Raw genomic sequence first — 13,693 nt, 5'->3', positions numbered from 1 at the left:
TGTCCCCCTACAGATAGTATACGGTCTTTTAGTCTTAGAAACAAGTCTTACAGATAGATTAGACCATATAAAAGACAATCGCAAGGTACTGCAAGAAACTAGCTAAAATGATAAATAAGTGCCAAATCATATGAAAATAGGGCTTTTTCTTAGCGTAAAAGATAGCTCCGATACTATAAGCCATTCCCCCTGCCAACATCAGAAACCAGAAAATTGGACCTGTTTGAGCAAGGACTTGGGGGAGGATAAAGACAACCAGCCAGCCCATAATCAGATAAAGAGCTAGACTGAATCGTTCGTTGATTTGTTTGGCAAAAATTTTGTAGAGAATGCCAAAAATCGTTGTTGCCCATTGGATAACTAAAACGAGATAGCCTTGCCAATTGGGCATGAGAGTCAAGAGGATAGGAGTGTAGCTACCTGCAATAGCAATGTAAATCATACTGTGGTCGATAATCCGTAGAATATATTTGTGGGTTGAACCATAGGCCATTGAATGGTAAATAGTGGAGGAGAGAAACATGAGAAAGAGGCTAATAATAAAAATAGACACCTCAATAGCTTGAATCAAGCCAACGCGTTCATAGCTATAAATCGCTGAAAAAGGCAGCAGAAGGAGCATGAAAAAGGCACTAACTGCATGAGTAATGGCATTGCCTACCTCTTCTCCGAATGAGAGTTGGAGGGATAGTTTAAAATGTTGATTCATCAGCTTCTCCTTTCAAGGCTGGAACGAGTGCGAGTGTGGCTTGGTAAGAGTGAATGGTCTGACAGGCTTTTTGTAAAATCAGTGGTTGCTCTTCATTTTCGATACCAGAAAGGCAATCCACAAAGGCATCGTATAGAAGGGAAGCCTCATCATTTTCTGTTAACAGATCAATCATCTCCTGTATGGTTGCAATCGGAAAAATTGGCTTATAAATACTCAAAACAATCAAGCGAGCGACTTGTGTACGACTGTATTTTTTCTTAATCGGTTTAGGAATATAGCCGTGTTTGACATAATTATTGACCATAGAAGCAGTAAGAGGCTTTTCACGATTGGCTAAAAAGGGGAGAGTCTGTTGATTGACATAGAGTAGAACTTGGTCTAGATAGAGATCCAAATCGGGTAATTGCTGCCATTTAGGTAAGGAAATCATTGTTTACTCCTTTATATCTAGTTATTATAACTAGATAATAACATCTTATAAATAAAAAAGCAAGAAAAGAGTAAAAGGAGGAAGGTATGATATAATCAGAATATGAAAATTATCTTGCCAAATGCGAAAGAATTAAATACCAATTTAGACAATCATCCCTTTGTGCCACTTTCTGAAGAATCAAGTGCGGTCTTAGGAGCAATCAGAAATTTGTCTGTAGAAGAACTAGCGGCTTTTTATAAACTAAACAGCGACAAGACAGAACTGGAAGCCGACCGCTGGTACAGAATTGCCCATAGACAAGCCAAGACTTATCCAGCCTGGACACTCTATGATGGCCTTATGTATCGGTATATGAAACGGAGGGAATTGAGCCAAGTAGAGCAGGAATACTGGCAGCGCTATGTTCGAATTGCAACGGGTTTTTATGGTCTGATTTCCCCCTTTACCTTGATTTCTCCACACCGTTTGGATTTTCAAGGTCAGCTAAAAGTTGAGGGACAATCGCTTAAGCAATTTTGGCGGGCTCAATATGATGAGCAGGTGGCAGAAGAGGATTTGATTATCTCCCTTTCTTCATCTGAATTTGAACAGGTTTTTTCACCAGCTATTCAAAAGCGGATGATTCAGATTGTCTTTATGGAAAATCGGGCTGGACAATTGAAAATTCATTCGACCATTTCTAAAAAAGGGCGCGGTCGTCTCGTCTCACTCATGGCAGAACAGGATGTTCAGACCCTTGATGAGATTAGCCAGCTCACCTTTGATGGCTTTGCCTACCGCGCGGATTTGTCAGAGGAGCAAAAATTAGTCTTTGTAAGAAAGCAACCGTAATTTGTTTGTTATAGTGGATTGAGAACTGAACATGGACTAAGAGCTGTGTAAAAAAGAGACGCAGATGTTCCAACTTTAGTTGGTTACAGCTGAGGCTCCCTTTAGGGATAAGTCTTCCTAGCTCCAAAGGTATAGTATACCTTTGGAGGTGAGTGATAGGAGTTTGCAGAGCAAAATCTCCTTTGGCTCTTCGTCAGACTTTCTATTTTCACTTTGTGCTTTATACGCCCTCGTATCTTATGAAACTGAACTCGGGCTAAGCACTGTGTGAAAAAGATAAGTCTTCCTAGAGTCTGCTGGCTCTTTGTCAGACTTCCTATTTTCACTTTGTGCTTTATACGCCCTCGTATCTTATGAAGGAATAGGAGAAGGCAAGGAGCTGCAGATAGAACTGGCGTTAATTGAGGATTGCTCCATAATCCCTATTTCCAACCTTCAACAGTCTACTGGACTATTGAAGCAAAGCGACTTATACTCGTCAAAAATCAAAGTCTGACATCGTTAACTTACCTTGCTGAACTTCAGTTCTAGCTACGATTTCGTTGCCTAGTCAGATTTTGATTTTTATAGAGTATAACGATGTCCTAACCTTTATTCAATTCACTATAATCTAACAAAAAAGCATGTCCTAGCACTAAAGCGAGTGACATGCTTTTTGATTTTCTGTATAGAAGAAATTATTTCATTGAAGAGATAATGGTTTCCATGGTTGATTGTAGGAGAGCGGTATTGCTTGCTTTAGATGAACCAGTAAAGGTAATCAGAGTGTCATTGACATGGAAAACGTAGATAGAGACGATGTAGTTGGATTGGGTATTTGATGTCTGGTTGAAAGATAGGCGATAGCCTTGGTAATTCCCAAGCGTGACTTCTTCCTTGCTTGGGTTGCTATTTGCTGGAGTAACTTGATCAGCAATTTCATTTAGGTTAACGATATAGCCTGTTGTAGAGACTCCTCGGATAGATAAACGAATCCCATTGCTACTGTCTTGGTAAATCGTAGTGTCAGCAGGGACATCTTCCGTATCTTGTTTCCAACTGGTCGGAAGACCAACAGTTAAGGCAGAATTTGGAATAGTTATTGCTTGACCATAGTCAAAGGTAACTTGTCTAGTAGTTGCTAAGCTTGTCCATGTTGCGATAGCCTGTGCTAAAAATTCTTGTCCCTTCTGGTGATTGTCTGGGTGTGTCACAAGAGTAATGAGATGATAGTCTTCTCCTTCTTCATAAAAAAAGAGGACCAGCTGTTTTTCTTTATTGACTTCTTTTGTGAATAGAAAACCTGATTTACCAGCAATAGTAGTTTGAAGTAATTGAAGATTCTCAGTCTTTGTTTCTTGTGAGTTCATTAACAGAGAACGGGCAAAGTCCTCCAATCCCAAGGGCGAGTCTACTTTAGGGTAGAGATTGGCTGTGATGAAGTAGTCATTTCCAGCAGAATAGGCTGAAAAATCATTGCTGGTATCATCTTCACCTGCAATCCAATCGCTTGGTACTTGAATTGAGAATAGACCAGACTTCGCTGGTATTGTTTTGTAGTCAGTAGGGGCCAATGTATTGGTCAAAGCAGGTAGGTCAGATGAAGGGCTGGTTTTTTCTGATGAATGAGAGCAGGCTGTTAATAGGCTGAGTCCCAATAGACTATAGACTCCCATACGGTATACTAATTTTATATTCATGGTATTCCTCCTGTACCTATTATAAGCTAACTAGTCCTTTTTTCCAATAGATAAGGTTGTAAAAAGGTCGGATTCGTTTAGCTTGAGCTGAAAAATAAGGCTGTAAGGGGACTCGATTTTTCTGCTAGCCCTTTTAAGATTAGGTATGAATAAATACTCCCTGTGTGTTACGCTATTCTTATTCAATTTGATTCGAAAAAATAAGGATTATAGGCGAACTTGTTTTCGAGTGAAGCCTTCTTTGTGGAAAAAATCCTTACTAGCACTCAATTTTGATATTCTCTATTGAAAGCCTAGTTCCCTGTGTTATCAGAATAGCATTTTTTATTGAAAGTCAGCTCTCTAGATTTCAAGTCTAACATTTTTTATTGTAAACCAGCTTCCTAAGTTTCAAGTCTCGCATTTTTCATTGAGAGAACAGCTCCCTGAGTTTCCAGTCTTGTATTTTTCACTGGAAAAAGTCTTCCTAGTTTTCGAGTTTCGCATTTGTCCTTGAAAAACAGCTTCCTAATCTTCAAGTTTTTGTATTTTTCATTGAAAGAATCGCTCTCTATGTTCATAGACTTGCATTCTCCATGGAAAACCTGCTGACTTGACGTTATGTAGGACGTTTTTCAGTGAACTATTTAGGGAGTTTATTGTGTAGTACGATAGGTTTTTACCAACTCCAACACTCTGTTCATATCAACAGTAGCATGTTTCGATACCTTATTAGATTGTGCGGATGCAAGCAACCTCCTTCGAAGTTTCATTGCTAACTGTTGAATCTACGGTCTCAACAGTTTACAAAACAGACACTCCTTACTTTTTGATTTCCAAGCTCAGGGATCAATCGTCACTCCCCTGACTATTGATATGCGCTAAACTGTTCAATCTACAAAAGTAATGAGGTAGGGACTGTTTATACGTAATCTTCCAGACTACATTTTTTTGTGGGTGAGCGCGTCGCGCTCATCCTGGTTTGTCCCACTCCAGAATACTACCGCTATTGCAAGAGTATCCTATGTTTCAATGCCTTCGGCTTATTGTATTTCCAACCTGACATTATCACTATCCTAATTTCGTTAACGCAACCAATTTAGACCTTTTAAGGTAGATAGGTTAGTATAAGCAAAACGGTTAGACCTAAGTCCAACCGTTCTTCATTTGTTATCCGATAGCTGCTAAGAGGTCTGCTGCTTGCTTTTCGAGTTGTGCAGCCGTTTCTTCTGATAGAAGAAATTGACCAGTTCCCCATGCTTCTGGATTGATTGGTGAGCCTGTAAATTCACCGACTACCTGTGTGCGGATGAAGGGTAGAAGTTCCTTGTAGGCTGTAAAGAGTGGTTCATGTCCACCATTTGCAGCTGCAGATACCGTCACTAGCTTATCTTGTAAGACAGAAGGTCCTTTTGGATTTGACAAGTCGATGGCACGACTGAGCCAGTCGAGAACATTTTTCACAGGACCAGGAATACCGTAGTTGTAAACTGGTGAGAAAATCCAAATCGCATCTGCTTGCTCAACTGCTTGACGAGCTGCAGCAATTGCAGGAAGAACAGGTGTTTCAAGGTCTTGGTTAAAGACTGGAACTTGGCTGTAATCCAAATAGGATACGGTTGCTTTCTCTTTTAGTAATTCTTCAGCTTGTTTTGCCATTTGGTGGTTGAATGAACCCTCACGTAGTGAACCAATTAAAAATAATACATTTGCCATGGATATGGTCTCCTTCAAAAAATAATAAATGGTGTCTTCATCGATTAGAAAAATCCTCTATGTTGAAAACGATAAAGCTAGCATAACAAAAATATCACTAATTAGCAATAATTTTGTCTCATCTTTTAAATTTTTTTAAAATAGTATTTAATGTTTCTTGTTCTTCAAGGCTTAGCAAATCAAAGATACAGCCAATATTGTCATAATGTTCAGGGAGAATCGCTTCAATCGTCTTGCGACCAAGATCAGTCAAGTGAATCCGCGAAGCGCGTTTATCATCACAATCTGGAACCTTAGTGATATAGCCGTCCCGAATCATATTCTTGATGACGACAGTCATATTGCCAGATGTGCTAAGCAGTTTATCAATCAATTCTTGAATGCGGAGGTCTCCCTTGTTATACAAGGTCTCTAATACACCAAACTGCCCCATGGTCAAATGGTATTTTTTCATGGTTTCGACTTCTTGTTTGTAGATTGTATCGGAGGCTCTATGTAAGATAATCAGACTGCGAAGGGCTTCTTGATTGCGAGCAATAGCTTTTTCGACTTTTTCTATCATAGGACTAGTGTAGCAATATTTGGACGGAACTGCAAGGAGAATCACTCTTAGAAGCAACAGAATCTGACGAAAATGGCTGGAAAATTCGGATAAATGACTAGAAAAAATGGCATTCTAGCTTAAGATATAGTATAATAATCCTATTATGGCAAAAAAGAGAAATGTATCCGACAAAAACGGTATGACACTTGGAAAACAATATGCGGTGGGGCTATTTGTCTTACTGTTTGTGCTGACCTTTTCTATCCTTTATATCATAGAAGTTTCTGCCAAGCCTTTTTTGGAAGGGCAGCAAGAGGCCAAGCAAATTGCGATGGATTATGCAGGAGTAGCATCAATTACGAAGGTTAGTCGTTATACTGGTGAGTCTAGCTATTATAGTATTACAGGGAAAAATCAGTCAGAAGAAGATGTTTTGGTCTTGATACCAGAAGAATCCTCTGCTATTCTCGTTTACAAGGCTACTGATGGGATTTCTCAAGAAGAAGCCAAAGCCATTGCTAAAGAAAATGGAGCAGGTGAGGTGACAAAAGTAACCTTTGGTTATGCAAAAAATCAACCGATTTGGGAAATCAAATCTGGGCAGACCTACTACATGATTTCTTTTGAAAATGGAACATTTCTGAGCAAGGAGGGAATATGAAGTTATCAAAACGAGTGCTTGAAATGGAAGAAAGTGTAACCTTGGCTGCGGGTGCGCGTGCTAAGCAGTTAAAGGCAGAAGGAAGGGATATTTTATCCTTGACCTTGGGAGAACCTGACTTCACCACTCCAGAAAATATTCAAGAGGCAGCCATAGCTGCGATTAGAGATGGTCGTGCGAGTTTTTATACGGTAACAAGTGGGTTGCCAGAATTAAAGGCGGCTATTAGTGACTATTTTGAGAAATTCTATGGCTATTCTGTAGCACCAAATCAGGTGACGGTGGCAACAGGAGCAAAATTCTCTCTCTATACCTTTTTCATGAGCGTTATCAATCCGCTTGATGAGGTGATTATTCCAACCCCTTATTGGGTCAGCTATGCGGATCAGATTAAAATGGCTGAAGGTGTACCTGTTTTTGTACAGGCAAGAGAAGCCAATGATTTTAAGGTGACTGTTGCGCAATTAGAAGCAGCACGAACGGATAAAACAAAGGTCTTGGTTCTCAATTCACCGTCTAACCCAACTGGTATGATTTATAGCAAGGAGGAACTTCTTGCGATTGGAAATTGGGCTGTAGAGCATGACATTCTGATTTTGGCAGATGATATTTATGGACGACTTGTCTATAATGGGAATACGTTCACCCCTATTTCCAGCTTGTCAGAAGCCATTCGTAAGCAGACTGTTGTCATCAATGGTGTATCTAAGACCTATGCTATGACTGGTTGGCGAATTGGCTATGCAGTTGGGGAGCCAGAGATTATTGTAGCAATGACCAAGATTGCGGGACAAACAACGTCTAATCCAACAGCCGTAGCCCAGTATGCAGCGATTGAAGCCCTAATTGGCGAGCAGGATACAGTAGAAGAAATGCGCCAAGCCTTTGAAGAGCGACTCAATACCATCTATCCCTTACTGGCTGAAGTTCCAGGATTTGAAGTGGTCAAGCCACAAGGTGCTTTCTATCTCTTTCCAAATGTAAAAAAAGCCATGGACATGAAAGGTTTCACGGATGTGACAGCCTTTACAACAGCGATTTTGGAAGAAGTAGGAGTTGCCTTGGTGACGGGAGCAGGATTTGGTGCACCTGAAAATGTCCGTCTCAGCTATGCGACAGACCTTGATACCTTAAAAGAAGCTGTTAAACGCCTAAAAACATTTATGGAAGGGTAAGTGAAAACGGAGCTTCGTCCTTGTTGCGGTGGACTACTGCCTAAGAAAGTTAACAGAGCATTATACAAAAGAACAGGAGAAATTATGTCTAAAGAGTTAGTATCGATTATTGATGTCAAAGACCATGTTGGTGAAAAAATAACCATTGGTGCTTGGGTTGCCAACAAATCAGGGAAAGGGAAATTAGCCTTTCTACAGCTTCGTGACGGAACTGCCTTTTTCCAAGCGGTTGCTTTTAAGCCAAACTTTATTGAAACATTTGGTGAAGAAGAAGGAACAGCTAAGTTTGATACTGTTAAAAAACTCAGCCAGGAAACATCTGTGTTGGTAACCGGTATCGTCAAAGAAGATGAACGGTCAAAATTCGGCTATGAGTTGGATATTACGGATCTTGAGGTAGTTGGTGATTCAAAAGACTATCCAATTACGCCGAAAGAACATGGAACGGATTTCTTGATGGACAATCGTCACTTGTGGCTCCGTTCTCGTAAGCAAATGGCCATTATGCAAATTCGTAACGCTATTATTTATGCGACTTATGAGTTCTTTGATCGCAATGGCTTTATCAAGTTTGACAGCCCAATCCTGTCTGGAAATGCGGCAGAAGATTCGACAGAACTGTTTGAAACAGATTACTTTGGAACCCCTGCTTACTTGAGCCAATCAGGGCAATTGTACTTGGAAGCAGGAGCGATGGCACTAGGGCGTGTATTTGACTTTGGTCCAGTATTTCGTGCAGAAAAATCAAAAACACGTCGTCACTTGACGGAGTTTTGGATGATGGATGCGGAGTATTCCTTCCTCTCTCATGATGAATCATTGGATCTGCAAGAAGCCTATGTAAAAGCATTGATTCAAGGCGTTTTGGATCGTGCGCCGCAAGCTCTTGAAGCCTTGGAACGTGATACAGAACTCTTGAAGAAATACATCGCTGAGCCTTTCAAACGTGTATCCTATGATGATGCAATTAGCCTTCTTCAAGAGCATGAAGCAGATGAAGATACAGACTACGAACATTTGGAGCATGGAGATGATTTTGGTTCTCCTCATGAAACATGGATTTCAAACTACTTTGGTGTGCCAACCTTTGTGGTCAACTATCCAGCAAGTTTCAAGGCTTTCTATATGAAACCAGTTCCTGGCAATCCAGAGCGCGTGCTTTGTGCAGACTTACTAGCACCAGAAGGATACGGGGAAATCATCGGTGGTTCTGTCCGTGAAGATGATTACGATGCCCTTGTGGCTAAAATGGAGAGCCTTGGCATGGATCGTTCAGAGTATGAATTCTACCTTGATCTTCGTAAATATGGCTCTGTTCCCCATGCAGGATTTGGAATTGGAATCGAGCGGATGGTAACCTTTGTCGCTGGTACCAAACATATCCGTGAAGCCATTCCATTCCCACGTATGTTACATCGTATTAAGCCATAATCATTATATCCTTGTCTGTGTAGACAGACGAGGATTTTTTGAATGATAAAAAGATATAATGATATAAAGTAATGTGATATACTAATAGAAAAGGCTTCAGGAGGTAAAACTGATGAAAAAAGGAATCGTCTATATAGGATTGTGCTTGTCTGTATTTGCCCTTACGGCTTGTGCGAAAATACTGGAGTCGAATCCTTCTGAACCCCAGTTGCCCAACAGATGGTAGGCAAGGAAGCCCCAGCCTTTACAATCAAAGATAGAGATGGCAATGATGTGTCCTTAGCGGATTTTAAAGGGAAAAAAGTTTATCTCAATCTTTGGGCTAGCTGGTGTGGGCCTTGTAAGCAGGAGATTCCAGAGCTAGAAGAAGTCTATCAAGGGCTGGAGGAGAAGGACGATCTTGTGTTCTTATCTGTTGTGTCCTCAGCTGAAAAAGAGTTTGAAAATGCACGACCAGCGGAGCAGTCTAAGGAACAGATTATGGAAGTGGCAGATGATTTAGGTATTACTTATCCAGTCTTGTTTGATACCAAGGATCAAGTTTTTAAATCCTATCAAGTCAGAGCTTTCCCGACTCATATTTTTATCAATCATGACGGAACCATTGCACAAAAATTTGAAGGAGCTATGACGAAAAAGGAATTAGAGAGTCGCTTAAATAGTCTGAAGTAAAGATAGAAAAATAGCCAACAGTCCGTTGTAGTGGAATTGAATCTATTATTGGTAGTAGCATACAATAAAAAGAGAGTGGACAATCAATTTCTATGAAATCACGATTAAGTCCTACTCTCTTTTAAATTGTGGTCAGTTATGTGTCCCATTCAACCGTTTGGAGTGAAATAGTTTGGCTCTGAGAAATCAGTTTGGAAATGGGGCAACGCTGGTGGGCTTGTTGGACGATGGTTTCCGATTGATCTGTTGTTAGCCCTTCGATGCTAGCCTTAGCATTGACCTGGAAGAAATACCCTGTGCCAATCCTTGCTTCTCGGTGGAGTTCACAAGTCACCTCAACGCGTGATTGGCGCTCTTGCTTTTGACTTTCCAAGAGGGCTTGAATGGTCGCATTTAGGCAGGTTGCCCAAGCTGTTGCCATGAGCTCTTCTGGATTAAATCCTTCTTCTTTAGTGAGGGGATGAGCAGTCGGGACTGATTTTTCGCTAGATAACGACACAGAGCCATGAATACCCTCGTGATTGGTCGCCGTAACAGAATAAAGCATTGCATTCTCCTTGAATTTCAAATTGGTATAGGCTCATTATACACCAAATCAGAAAAGAAAGAGAGCAAGACGATTTGCCTCTCATTTGCTAAAAATGTGCTATAATAAAGAAAAAACGAATGAGGTATTCATGCGATGAAAACAATTCACACAGATAAAGCTCCAGCAGCAATTGGACCGTATGTGCAAGGAAAGGTTGTTGGAAATCTTTTATTTGCTTCTGGCCAAGTACCCTTATCTCCAGAAACGGGAGAGATTGTCGGCACAACGATTGAGGAACAAACACAGCAAGTCTTAAAAAATATTGAGGCTATTTTAACAGAAGCAGGAACAGATTTTGACCATGTGGTAAAAACGACCTGTTTCTTGAGTGATATGAATGATTTTGCAGCCTTTAATGCTGTTTACCAAACTGCCTTTTCATCTGCATTTCCAGCTCGTTCAGCAGTTGAAGTTGCTCGCTTACCACGTGATGTTAAAGTGGAAATTGAAGTGATTGCGCTCGTCGAAGACTAGAAAGGAACTTCTATGTCAGAAAAATTTCATCTGGTGATTGTCACAGGAATGTCAGGTGCTGGAAAGACTGTTGCTATCCAATCGTTTGAGGATTTGGGCTATTTTACAGTTGATAATATGCCTCCTGCCCTCTTACCAAAATTTTTAGAGTTAATGCGCCATAGTCAAGACAATGACAAGGTAGCGGTTGTGGTTGATATGCGTAGCCGTTCCTTTTTTGCGGAGATTCGTCAAGTTCTTGACGAGATTGAATCGGCTGATGATGTGGACTTTAAAATTCTCTTTTTAGATGCTACAGACAGTGAATTGGTTGCCCGTTATAAGGAAACTCGTCGTTCTCATCCACTTGCGGCAGACGGCCGTGTTCTTGATGGCATTCAATTGGAGCGTGAATTACTAGCTCCCCTCAAAAATATGAGTCAGAATGTGATTGATACGACAGAATTGACACCACGCAATTTACGAAAAGAAATTTCAGATCAATTTGCTAGTCTGACCAATCAACCTTCTTTTCGTGTAGAAGTAATCTCATTTGGTTTTAAATATGGTTTGCCACTTGATGCAGATTTGGTTTTTGATGTCCGTTTCTTACCAAATCCCTATTATCAGGTAGAATTACGGAATTTGACAGGACTGGATGAGCCGGTATTTAACTATGTCATGGAGCATGAAGAGTCGGAGTCTTTCTACAAGCATTTGCTTGGTCTAATTGAACCAATTTTGCCTGGTTATCAAAAGGAAGGCAAGTCTGTTTTGACCATTGCAGTTGGCTGTACTGGTGGACAGCACCGTAGTGTGGCTTTTGCGAAACGCCTTGCGGACGATTTAGAAACAGGCTGGACGGTCAACCTCAGTCATCGTGATAAAGACAGACGAAAGGAAACGGTCAATCGTTCATGAGAAAGCCTAGAATTACAGTCATTGGAGGCGGGACAGGCATTCCAGTGATTCTCAAAAGCCTGCGGGATAAGGATGTGGACATTACTGCCATTGTAACCGTAGCAGATGATGGTGGATCTTCTGGTGAAATCCGTCATGCCTTACAGATGACGCCACCCGGTGATTTAAGAAATGTCTTGCTGGCCATGTCTGATATGCCAAAGCTTTATGAGCGTATTTTCCAATATCGGTTTGCGGAAACAGATGGAGCTCTAGCAGGGCACCCGTTAGGAAATCTAATCATCGCTGGTATCTCTGAAATGCAGGGATCGACCTATCATGCGATGCAGTTGCTATCAAAATTTTTCCACACGACTGGTAAAATTTATCCTTCCAGTGAGAATGCCTTAACACTTCATGCAGTTTTTACAGATGGTCACGAGGTAGTAGGAGAAAGTAAGATTGCTGGGTATAAGGGGATGATTGATCGTGTTTTTGTGACCAACTCATACAACCAAGATGAACCAACCGCTAGTCGGAAGGTGGTTGAGAGTATTTTAGAAAGCGATATGATTGTCTTGGGGCCAGGATCCTTATTCACTTCCATTTTGCCTAATTTAATGATTTCAGAGATTGGGCAGGCCTTAAAAGAAACCAAGGCAGATGTGACCTATGTTTGTAACATTATGACCCAGAGAGGGGAAACGGAATTTTTTAGTGATGCAGATCATGTGCGCGTGTTGAACAAGCATTTAGGGGACAATGTGATTGATACGGTTCTTGTCAATATAGAGCCGGTTCCAAAAGAATACATGAATACCTACCAATTTGATGAATACTTGGTGCAGGTAAAACATGATTTTACAGGTCTGCAAGCACAAGCCCAGCGTGTCATTTCTTCAGATTTCTTGCGCTTGGAAAATGGCGGAGCCTTTCATGACGGGGACTTAGTGGTCGAAGAACTCTTGAAAATTTTACAGGTGAAATCATGAGTTTTAGTGTGCAGGTAAAAGAAGAAATTATCAGTCATGGTCAGGTCGAAAAGAGTGAATTAGCAGCTATGATTAAACTATCTGGCAGTCTCGGTTTGGCTTCAACTGGTTTAACCTTGTCGATTAGCAGCGAAAACGCCAAGATTGCCCGCCACCTCTATGAGATGCTCTATCATTTTTATGAGGTCAAGGCTGAAATTCGTCATCATCAAAAGACAAATCTTCGAAAGAACCGTGTTTATACGGTATTTTTAGAGGAGGAGGTCAATGCGATTTTAGATGATCTCTACCTAGCAGACAGTTTCTTTGGTTTGGAAACGGGGATTGCACCTGCTATTTTGGAAAATGATAGCTGGAGCCAGTCCTATCTACGAGGCGCCTTTTTAGCGAGTGGTTCTGTGAAAGATCCAGAAACGGGGAAATATCAGCTGGAAATTGCTTCAATCTATGAAGATCATGCTCATGACTTGGCTAATTTGTTGCAAAAATTTCTTTTGGATGGTAAAGTCATTGAGCGCTCGAAAGGAAGTATTACCTATTTGCAGCGAGCAGAAGACATTATGGACTTTCTTTTAATTGTTGGGGCAGAAGAAGCAAAGACAGAATTTGAAAATGTTAAATTGCTTCGGGAAACGCGTAATGATCTCAACCGAGCTATTAATGCAGAGGCTGCTAACATTGCTCGAACCGTTACGGCCAGTATGAAAACAATCAACAATATTTCTAAGATTATAGAAAGCATTGGTTTAGATCAGTTACCGTCTGATTTGCAAGAAGTCGCTCAATTGCGGATTCAACATCCAGACTATTCGATTCAGCAGTTGGCAGATAGTCTTTCAAAACCAATCACAAAGAGCGGCCTCAATCATCGATTGCGTAAAATCAATAAAATTGCGGATGAATTATGAAAACCGAGCTGGACTTGA

General features: G+C 40.8%; 15 protein-coding genes. 9 read left to right on the top strand and 6 right to left on the bottom strand.

Going from position 1 to position 13,693, the window contains the following annotated elements; translation table 11 throughout:
• Nucleotides 1–58: 58 nt before the first annotated feature.
• Both trhA and J5M87_RS06310 read right to left on the bottom strand, forming a co-directional pair.
• Nucleotides 59–709 carry a PAQR family membrane homeostasis protein TrhA gene (gene trhA, locus J5M87_RS06315; RefSeq protein ID WP_154632453.1) on the bottom strand — a complete coding sequence of 217 codons (651 nt, stop codon included), beginning with the start codon at nucleotides 707–709 and terminating at the stop codon, nucleotides 59–61.
• Nucleotides 693–1,142 carry a DUF1836 domain-containing protein gene (locus J5M87_RS06310; protein WP_067088954.1) on the bottom strand — a complete coding sequence of 150 codons (450 nt, stop codon included), beginning with the start codon at nucleotides 1,140–1,142 and terminating at the stop codon, nucleotides 693–695. Before J5M87_RS06310 ends, trhA begins: the two co-directional genes overlap by 17 nt.
• A 102-nt stretch (nucleotides 1,143–1,244) precedes the next feature.
• On the opposite strand from J5M87_RS06310, the gene yaaA reads away from it, so the two are divergent.
• On the top strand, nucleotides 1,245–1,976 hold the full coding sequence (gene yaaA / locus J5M87_RS06305; protein WP_154608833.1) for a peroxide stress protein YaaA: 732 nt from the start codon (nucleotides 1,245–1,247) through the stop codon (nucleotides 1,974–1,976).
• Between the two features lie 677 nt (nucleotides 1,977–2,653).
• Here yaaA and J5M87_RS06300 read toward each other — a convergent pair.
• The 3 genes from J5M87_RS06300 to J5M87_RS06290 all read right to left on the bottom strand — a co-directional run bounded on the left by J5M87_RS06300 (nucleotide 2,654) and on the right by J5M87_RS06290 (nucleotide 5,912).
• Nucleotides 2,654–3,655: a hypothetical protein gene (locus tag J5M87_RS06300; protein ID WP_154608834.1), complete on the bottom strand. Its 1,002-nt coding sequence runs from the start codon at nucleotides 3,653–3,655 to the stop codon at nucleotides 2,654–2,656.
• Nucleotides 3,656–4,804: 1,149 nt separating this feature from the next.
• Nucleotides 4,805–5,350 carry an NADPH-dependent FMN reductase gene (locus tag J5M87_RS06295; protein WP_154608835.1) on the bottom strand — a complete coding sequence of 182 codons (546 nt, stop codon included), beginning with the start codon at nucleotides 5,348–5,350 and terminating at the stop codon, nucleotides 4,805–4,807.
• A 118-nt stretch (nucleotides 5,351–5,468) separates the two neighbouring features.
• Nucleotides 5,469–5,912, bottom strand: coding sequence for a MarR family winged helix-turn-helix transcriptional regulator (locus J5M87_RS06290; protein ID WP_154608836.1), 444 nt, complete (start codon nucleotides 5,910–5,912; stop codon nucleotides 5,469–5,471).
• A 145-nt stretch (nucleotides 5,913–6,057) separates the two neighbouring features.
• Between J5M87_RS06290 and J5M87_RS06285 the strand changes: the two genes are divergently transcribed.
• The 4 genes from J5M87_RS06285 to J5M87_RS06270 all read left to right on the top strand — a co-directional run bounded on the left by J5M87_RS06285 (nucleotide 6,058) and on the right by J5M87_RS06270 (nucleotide 9,833).
• Nucleotides 6,058–6,555, top strand: a complete 498-nt coding sequence (locus J5M87_RS06285) for a cell wall elongation regulator TseB-like domain-containing protein (protein WP_230082378.1) — start codon at nucleotides 6,058–6,060, stop codon at nucleotides 6,553–6,555.
• The gene (locus tag J5M87_RS06280; RefSeq protein ID WP_154608837.1) at nucleotides 6,552–7,730 is read left to right on the top strand and encodes a pyridoxal phosphate-dependent aminotransferase; all 1,179 of its coding nucleotides are present in this window, start codon (nucleotides 6,552–6,554) and stop codon (nucleotides 7,728–7,730) included. The genes J5M87_RS06285 and J5M87_RS06280 overlap by 4 nt, the downstream gene beginning before the upstream one ends.
• A gap of 84 nt (nucleotides 7,731–7,814) precedes the next feature.
• The gene (gene asnS / locus J5M87_RS06275; protein WP_154608838.1) at nucleotides 7,815–9,161 is read left to right on the top strand and encodes an asparagine--tRNA ligase; all 1,347 of its coding nucleotides are present in this window, start codon (nucleotides 7,815–7,817) and stop codon (nucleotides 9,159–9,161) included.
• A gap of 219 nt (nucleotides 9,162–9,380) precedes the next feature.
• Nucleotides 9,381–9,833, top strand: a complete 453-nt coding sequence (locus J5M87_RS06270; RefSeq protein ID WP_154608839.1) for a TlpA family protein disulfide reductase — start codon at nucleotides 9,381–9,383, stop codon at nucleotides 9,831–9,833.
• Nucleotides 9,834–9,969: 136 nt separating this feature from the next.
• Here the strand turns inward: J5M87_RS06270 and J5M87_RS06265 are convergent, their stop codons facing one another.
• Nucleotides 9,970–10,380 (bottom strand): OsmC family protein, encoded by a 411-nt coding sequence (locus tag J5M87_RS06265; protein ID WP_154608840.1) that lies wholly within the window; start codon nucleotides 10,378–10,380, stop codon nucleotides 9,970–9,972.
• A gap of 135 nt (nucleotides 10,381–10,515) precedes the next feature.
• On the opposite strand from J5M87_RS06265, the gene J5M87_RS06260 reads away from it, so the two are divergent.
• Genes J5M87_RS06260 through whiA form a run of 4 tightly spaced genes read left to right on the top strand, consistent with a single transcriptional unit; the run spans nucleotide 10,516 to nucleotide 13,675 of the window.
• Nucleotides 10,516–10,896, top strand: a complete 381-nt coding sequence (locus J5M87_RS06260; protein ID WP_154608841.1) for a RidA family protein — start codon at nucleotides 10,516–10,518, stop codon at nucleotides 10,894–10,896.
• Between the two features lie 12 nt (nucleotides 10,897–10,908).
• Nucleotides 10,909–11,796, top strand: coding sequence for an RNase adapter RapZ (gene rapZ / locus J5M87_RS06255; protein ID WP_154608842.1), 888 nt, complete (start codon nucleotides 10,909–10,911; stop codon nucleotides 11,794–11,796).
• Nucleotides 11,793–12,767 (top strand): YvcK family protein, encoded by a 975-nt coding sequence (locus J5M87_RS06250; protein WP_154608843.1) that lies wholly within the window; start codon nucleotides 11,793–11,795, stop codon nucleotides 12,765–12,767. The genes rapZ and J5M87_RS06250 overlap by 4 nt, the downstream gene beginning before the upstream one ends.
• Nucleotides 12,764–13,675, top strand: coding sequence for a DNA-binding protein WhiA (gene whiA, locus J5M87_RS06245; protein ID WP_154608844.1), 912 nt, complete (start codon nucleotides 12,764–12,766; stop codon nucleotides 13,673–13,675). The genes J5M87_RS06250 and whiA overlap by 4 nt, the downstream gene beginning before the upstream one ends.
• Nucleotides 13,676–13,693: the final 18 nt, after the last annotated feature.

The sequence above is a fragment of the Streptococcus sp. zg-86 genome, from assembly GCF_017639855.1.
Taxonomy (GTDB): Bacteria; Bacillota; Bacilli; order Lactobacillales; family Streptococcaceae; genus Streptococcus; species Streptococcus zhangguiae.
This window is presented reverse-complemented; position numbering and strand designations above follow the sequence as displayed.

What these genes read in the sequence shown, in the direction of transcription:
- J5M87_RS06290 (WP_154608836.1), bottom strand. Translation starts at nt 5,912, where the DNA reads ATGATAGAAAAAGTCGAAAAAGCTATTGCTCGCAATCAAGAAGCCCTT.
- J5M87_RS06285 (WP_230082378.1), top strand. Translation starts at nt 6,058, where the DNA reads ATGGCAAAAAAGAGAAATGTATCCGACAAAAACGGTATGACACTTGGA.
- J5M87_RS06250 (WP_154608843.1), top strand. Translation starts at nt 11,793, where the DNA reads ATGAGAAAGCCTAGAATTACAGTCATTGGAGGCGGGACAGGCATTCCA.
- trhA (WP_154632453.1), bottom strand. Translation starts at nt 709, where the DNA reads ATGAATCAACATTTTAAACTATCCCTCCAACTCTCATTCGGAGAAGAG.
- J5M87_RS06280 (WP_154608837.1), top strand. Translation starts at nt 6,552, where the DNA reads ATGAAGTTATCAAAACGAGTGCTTGAAATGGAAGAAAGTGTAACCTTG.
- J5M87_RS06260 (WP_154608841.1), top strand. Translation starts at nt 10,516, where the DNA reads ATGAAAACAATTCACACAGATAAAGCTCCAGCAGCAATTGGACCGTAT.
- whiA (WP_154608844.1), top strand. Translation starts at nt 12,764, where the DNA reads ATGAGTTTTAGTGTGCAGGTAAAAGAAGAAATTATCAGTCATGGTCAG.
- J5M87_RS06295 (WP_154608835.1), bottom strand. Translation starts at nt 5,350, where the DNA reads ATGGCAAATGTATTATTTTTAATTGGTTCACTACGTGAGGGTTCATTC.
- J5M87_RS06310 (WP_067088954.1), bottom strand. Translation starts at nt 1,142, where the DNA reads ATGATTTCCTTACCTAAATGGCAGCAATTACCCGATTTGGATCTCTAT.
- yaaA (WP_154608833.1), top strand. Translation starts at nt 1,245, where the DNA reads ATGAAAATTATCTTGCCAAATGCGAAAGAATTAAATACCAATTTAGAC.
- J5M87_RS06265 (WP_154608840.1), bottom strand. Translation starts at nt 10,380, where the DNA reads ATGCTTTATTCTGTTACGGCGACCAATCACGAGGGTATTCATGGCTCT.
- rapZ (WP_154608842.1), top strand. Translation starts at nt 10,909, where the DNA reads ATGTCAGAAAAATTTCATCTGGTGATTGTCACAGGAATGTCAGGTGCT.
- asnS (WP_154608838.1), top strand. Translation starts at nt 7,815, where the DNA reads ATGTCTAAAGAGTTAGTATCGATTATTGATGTCAAAGACCATGTTGGT.
- J5M87_RS06300 (WP_154608834.1), bottom strand. Translation starts at nt 3,655, where the DNA reads ATGAATATAAAATTAGTATACCGTATGGGAGTCTATAGTCTATTGGGA.
- J5M87_RS06270 (WP_154608839.1), top strand. Translation starts at nt 9,381, where the DNA reads ATGGTAGGCAAGGAAGCCCCAGCCTTTACAATCAAAGATAGAGATGGC.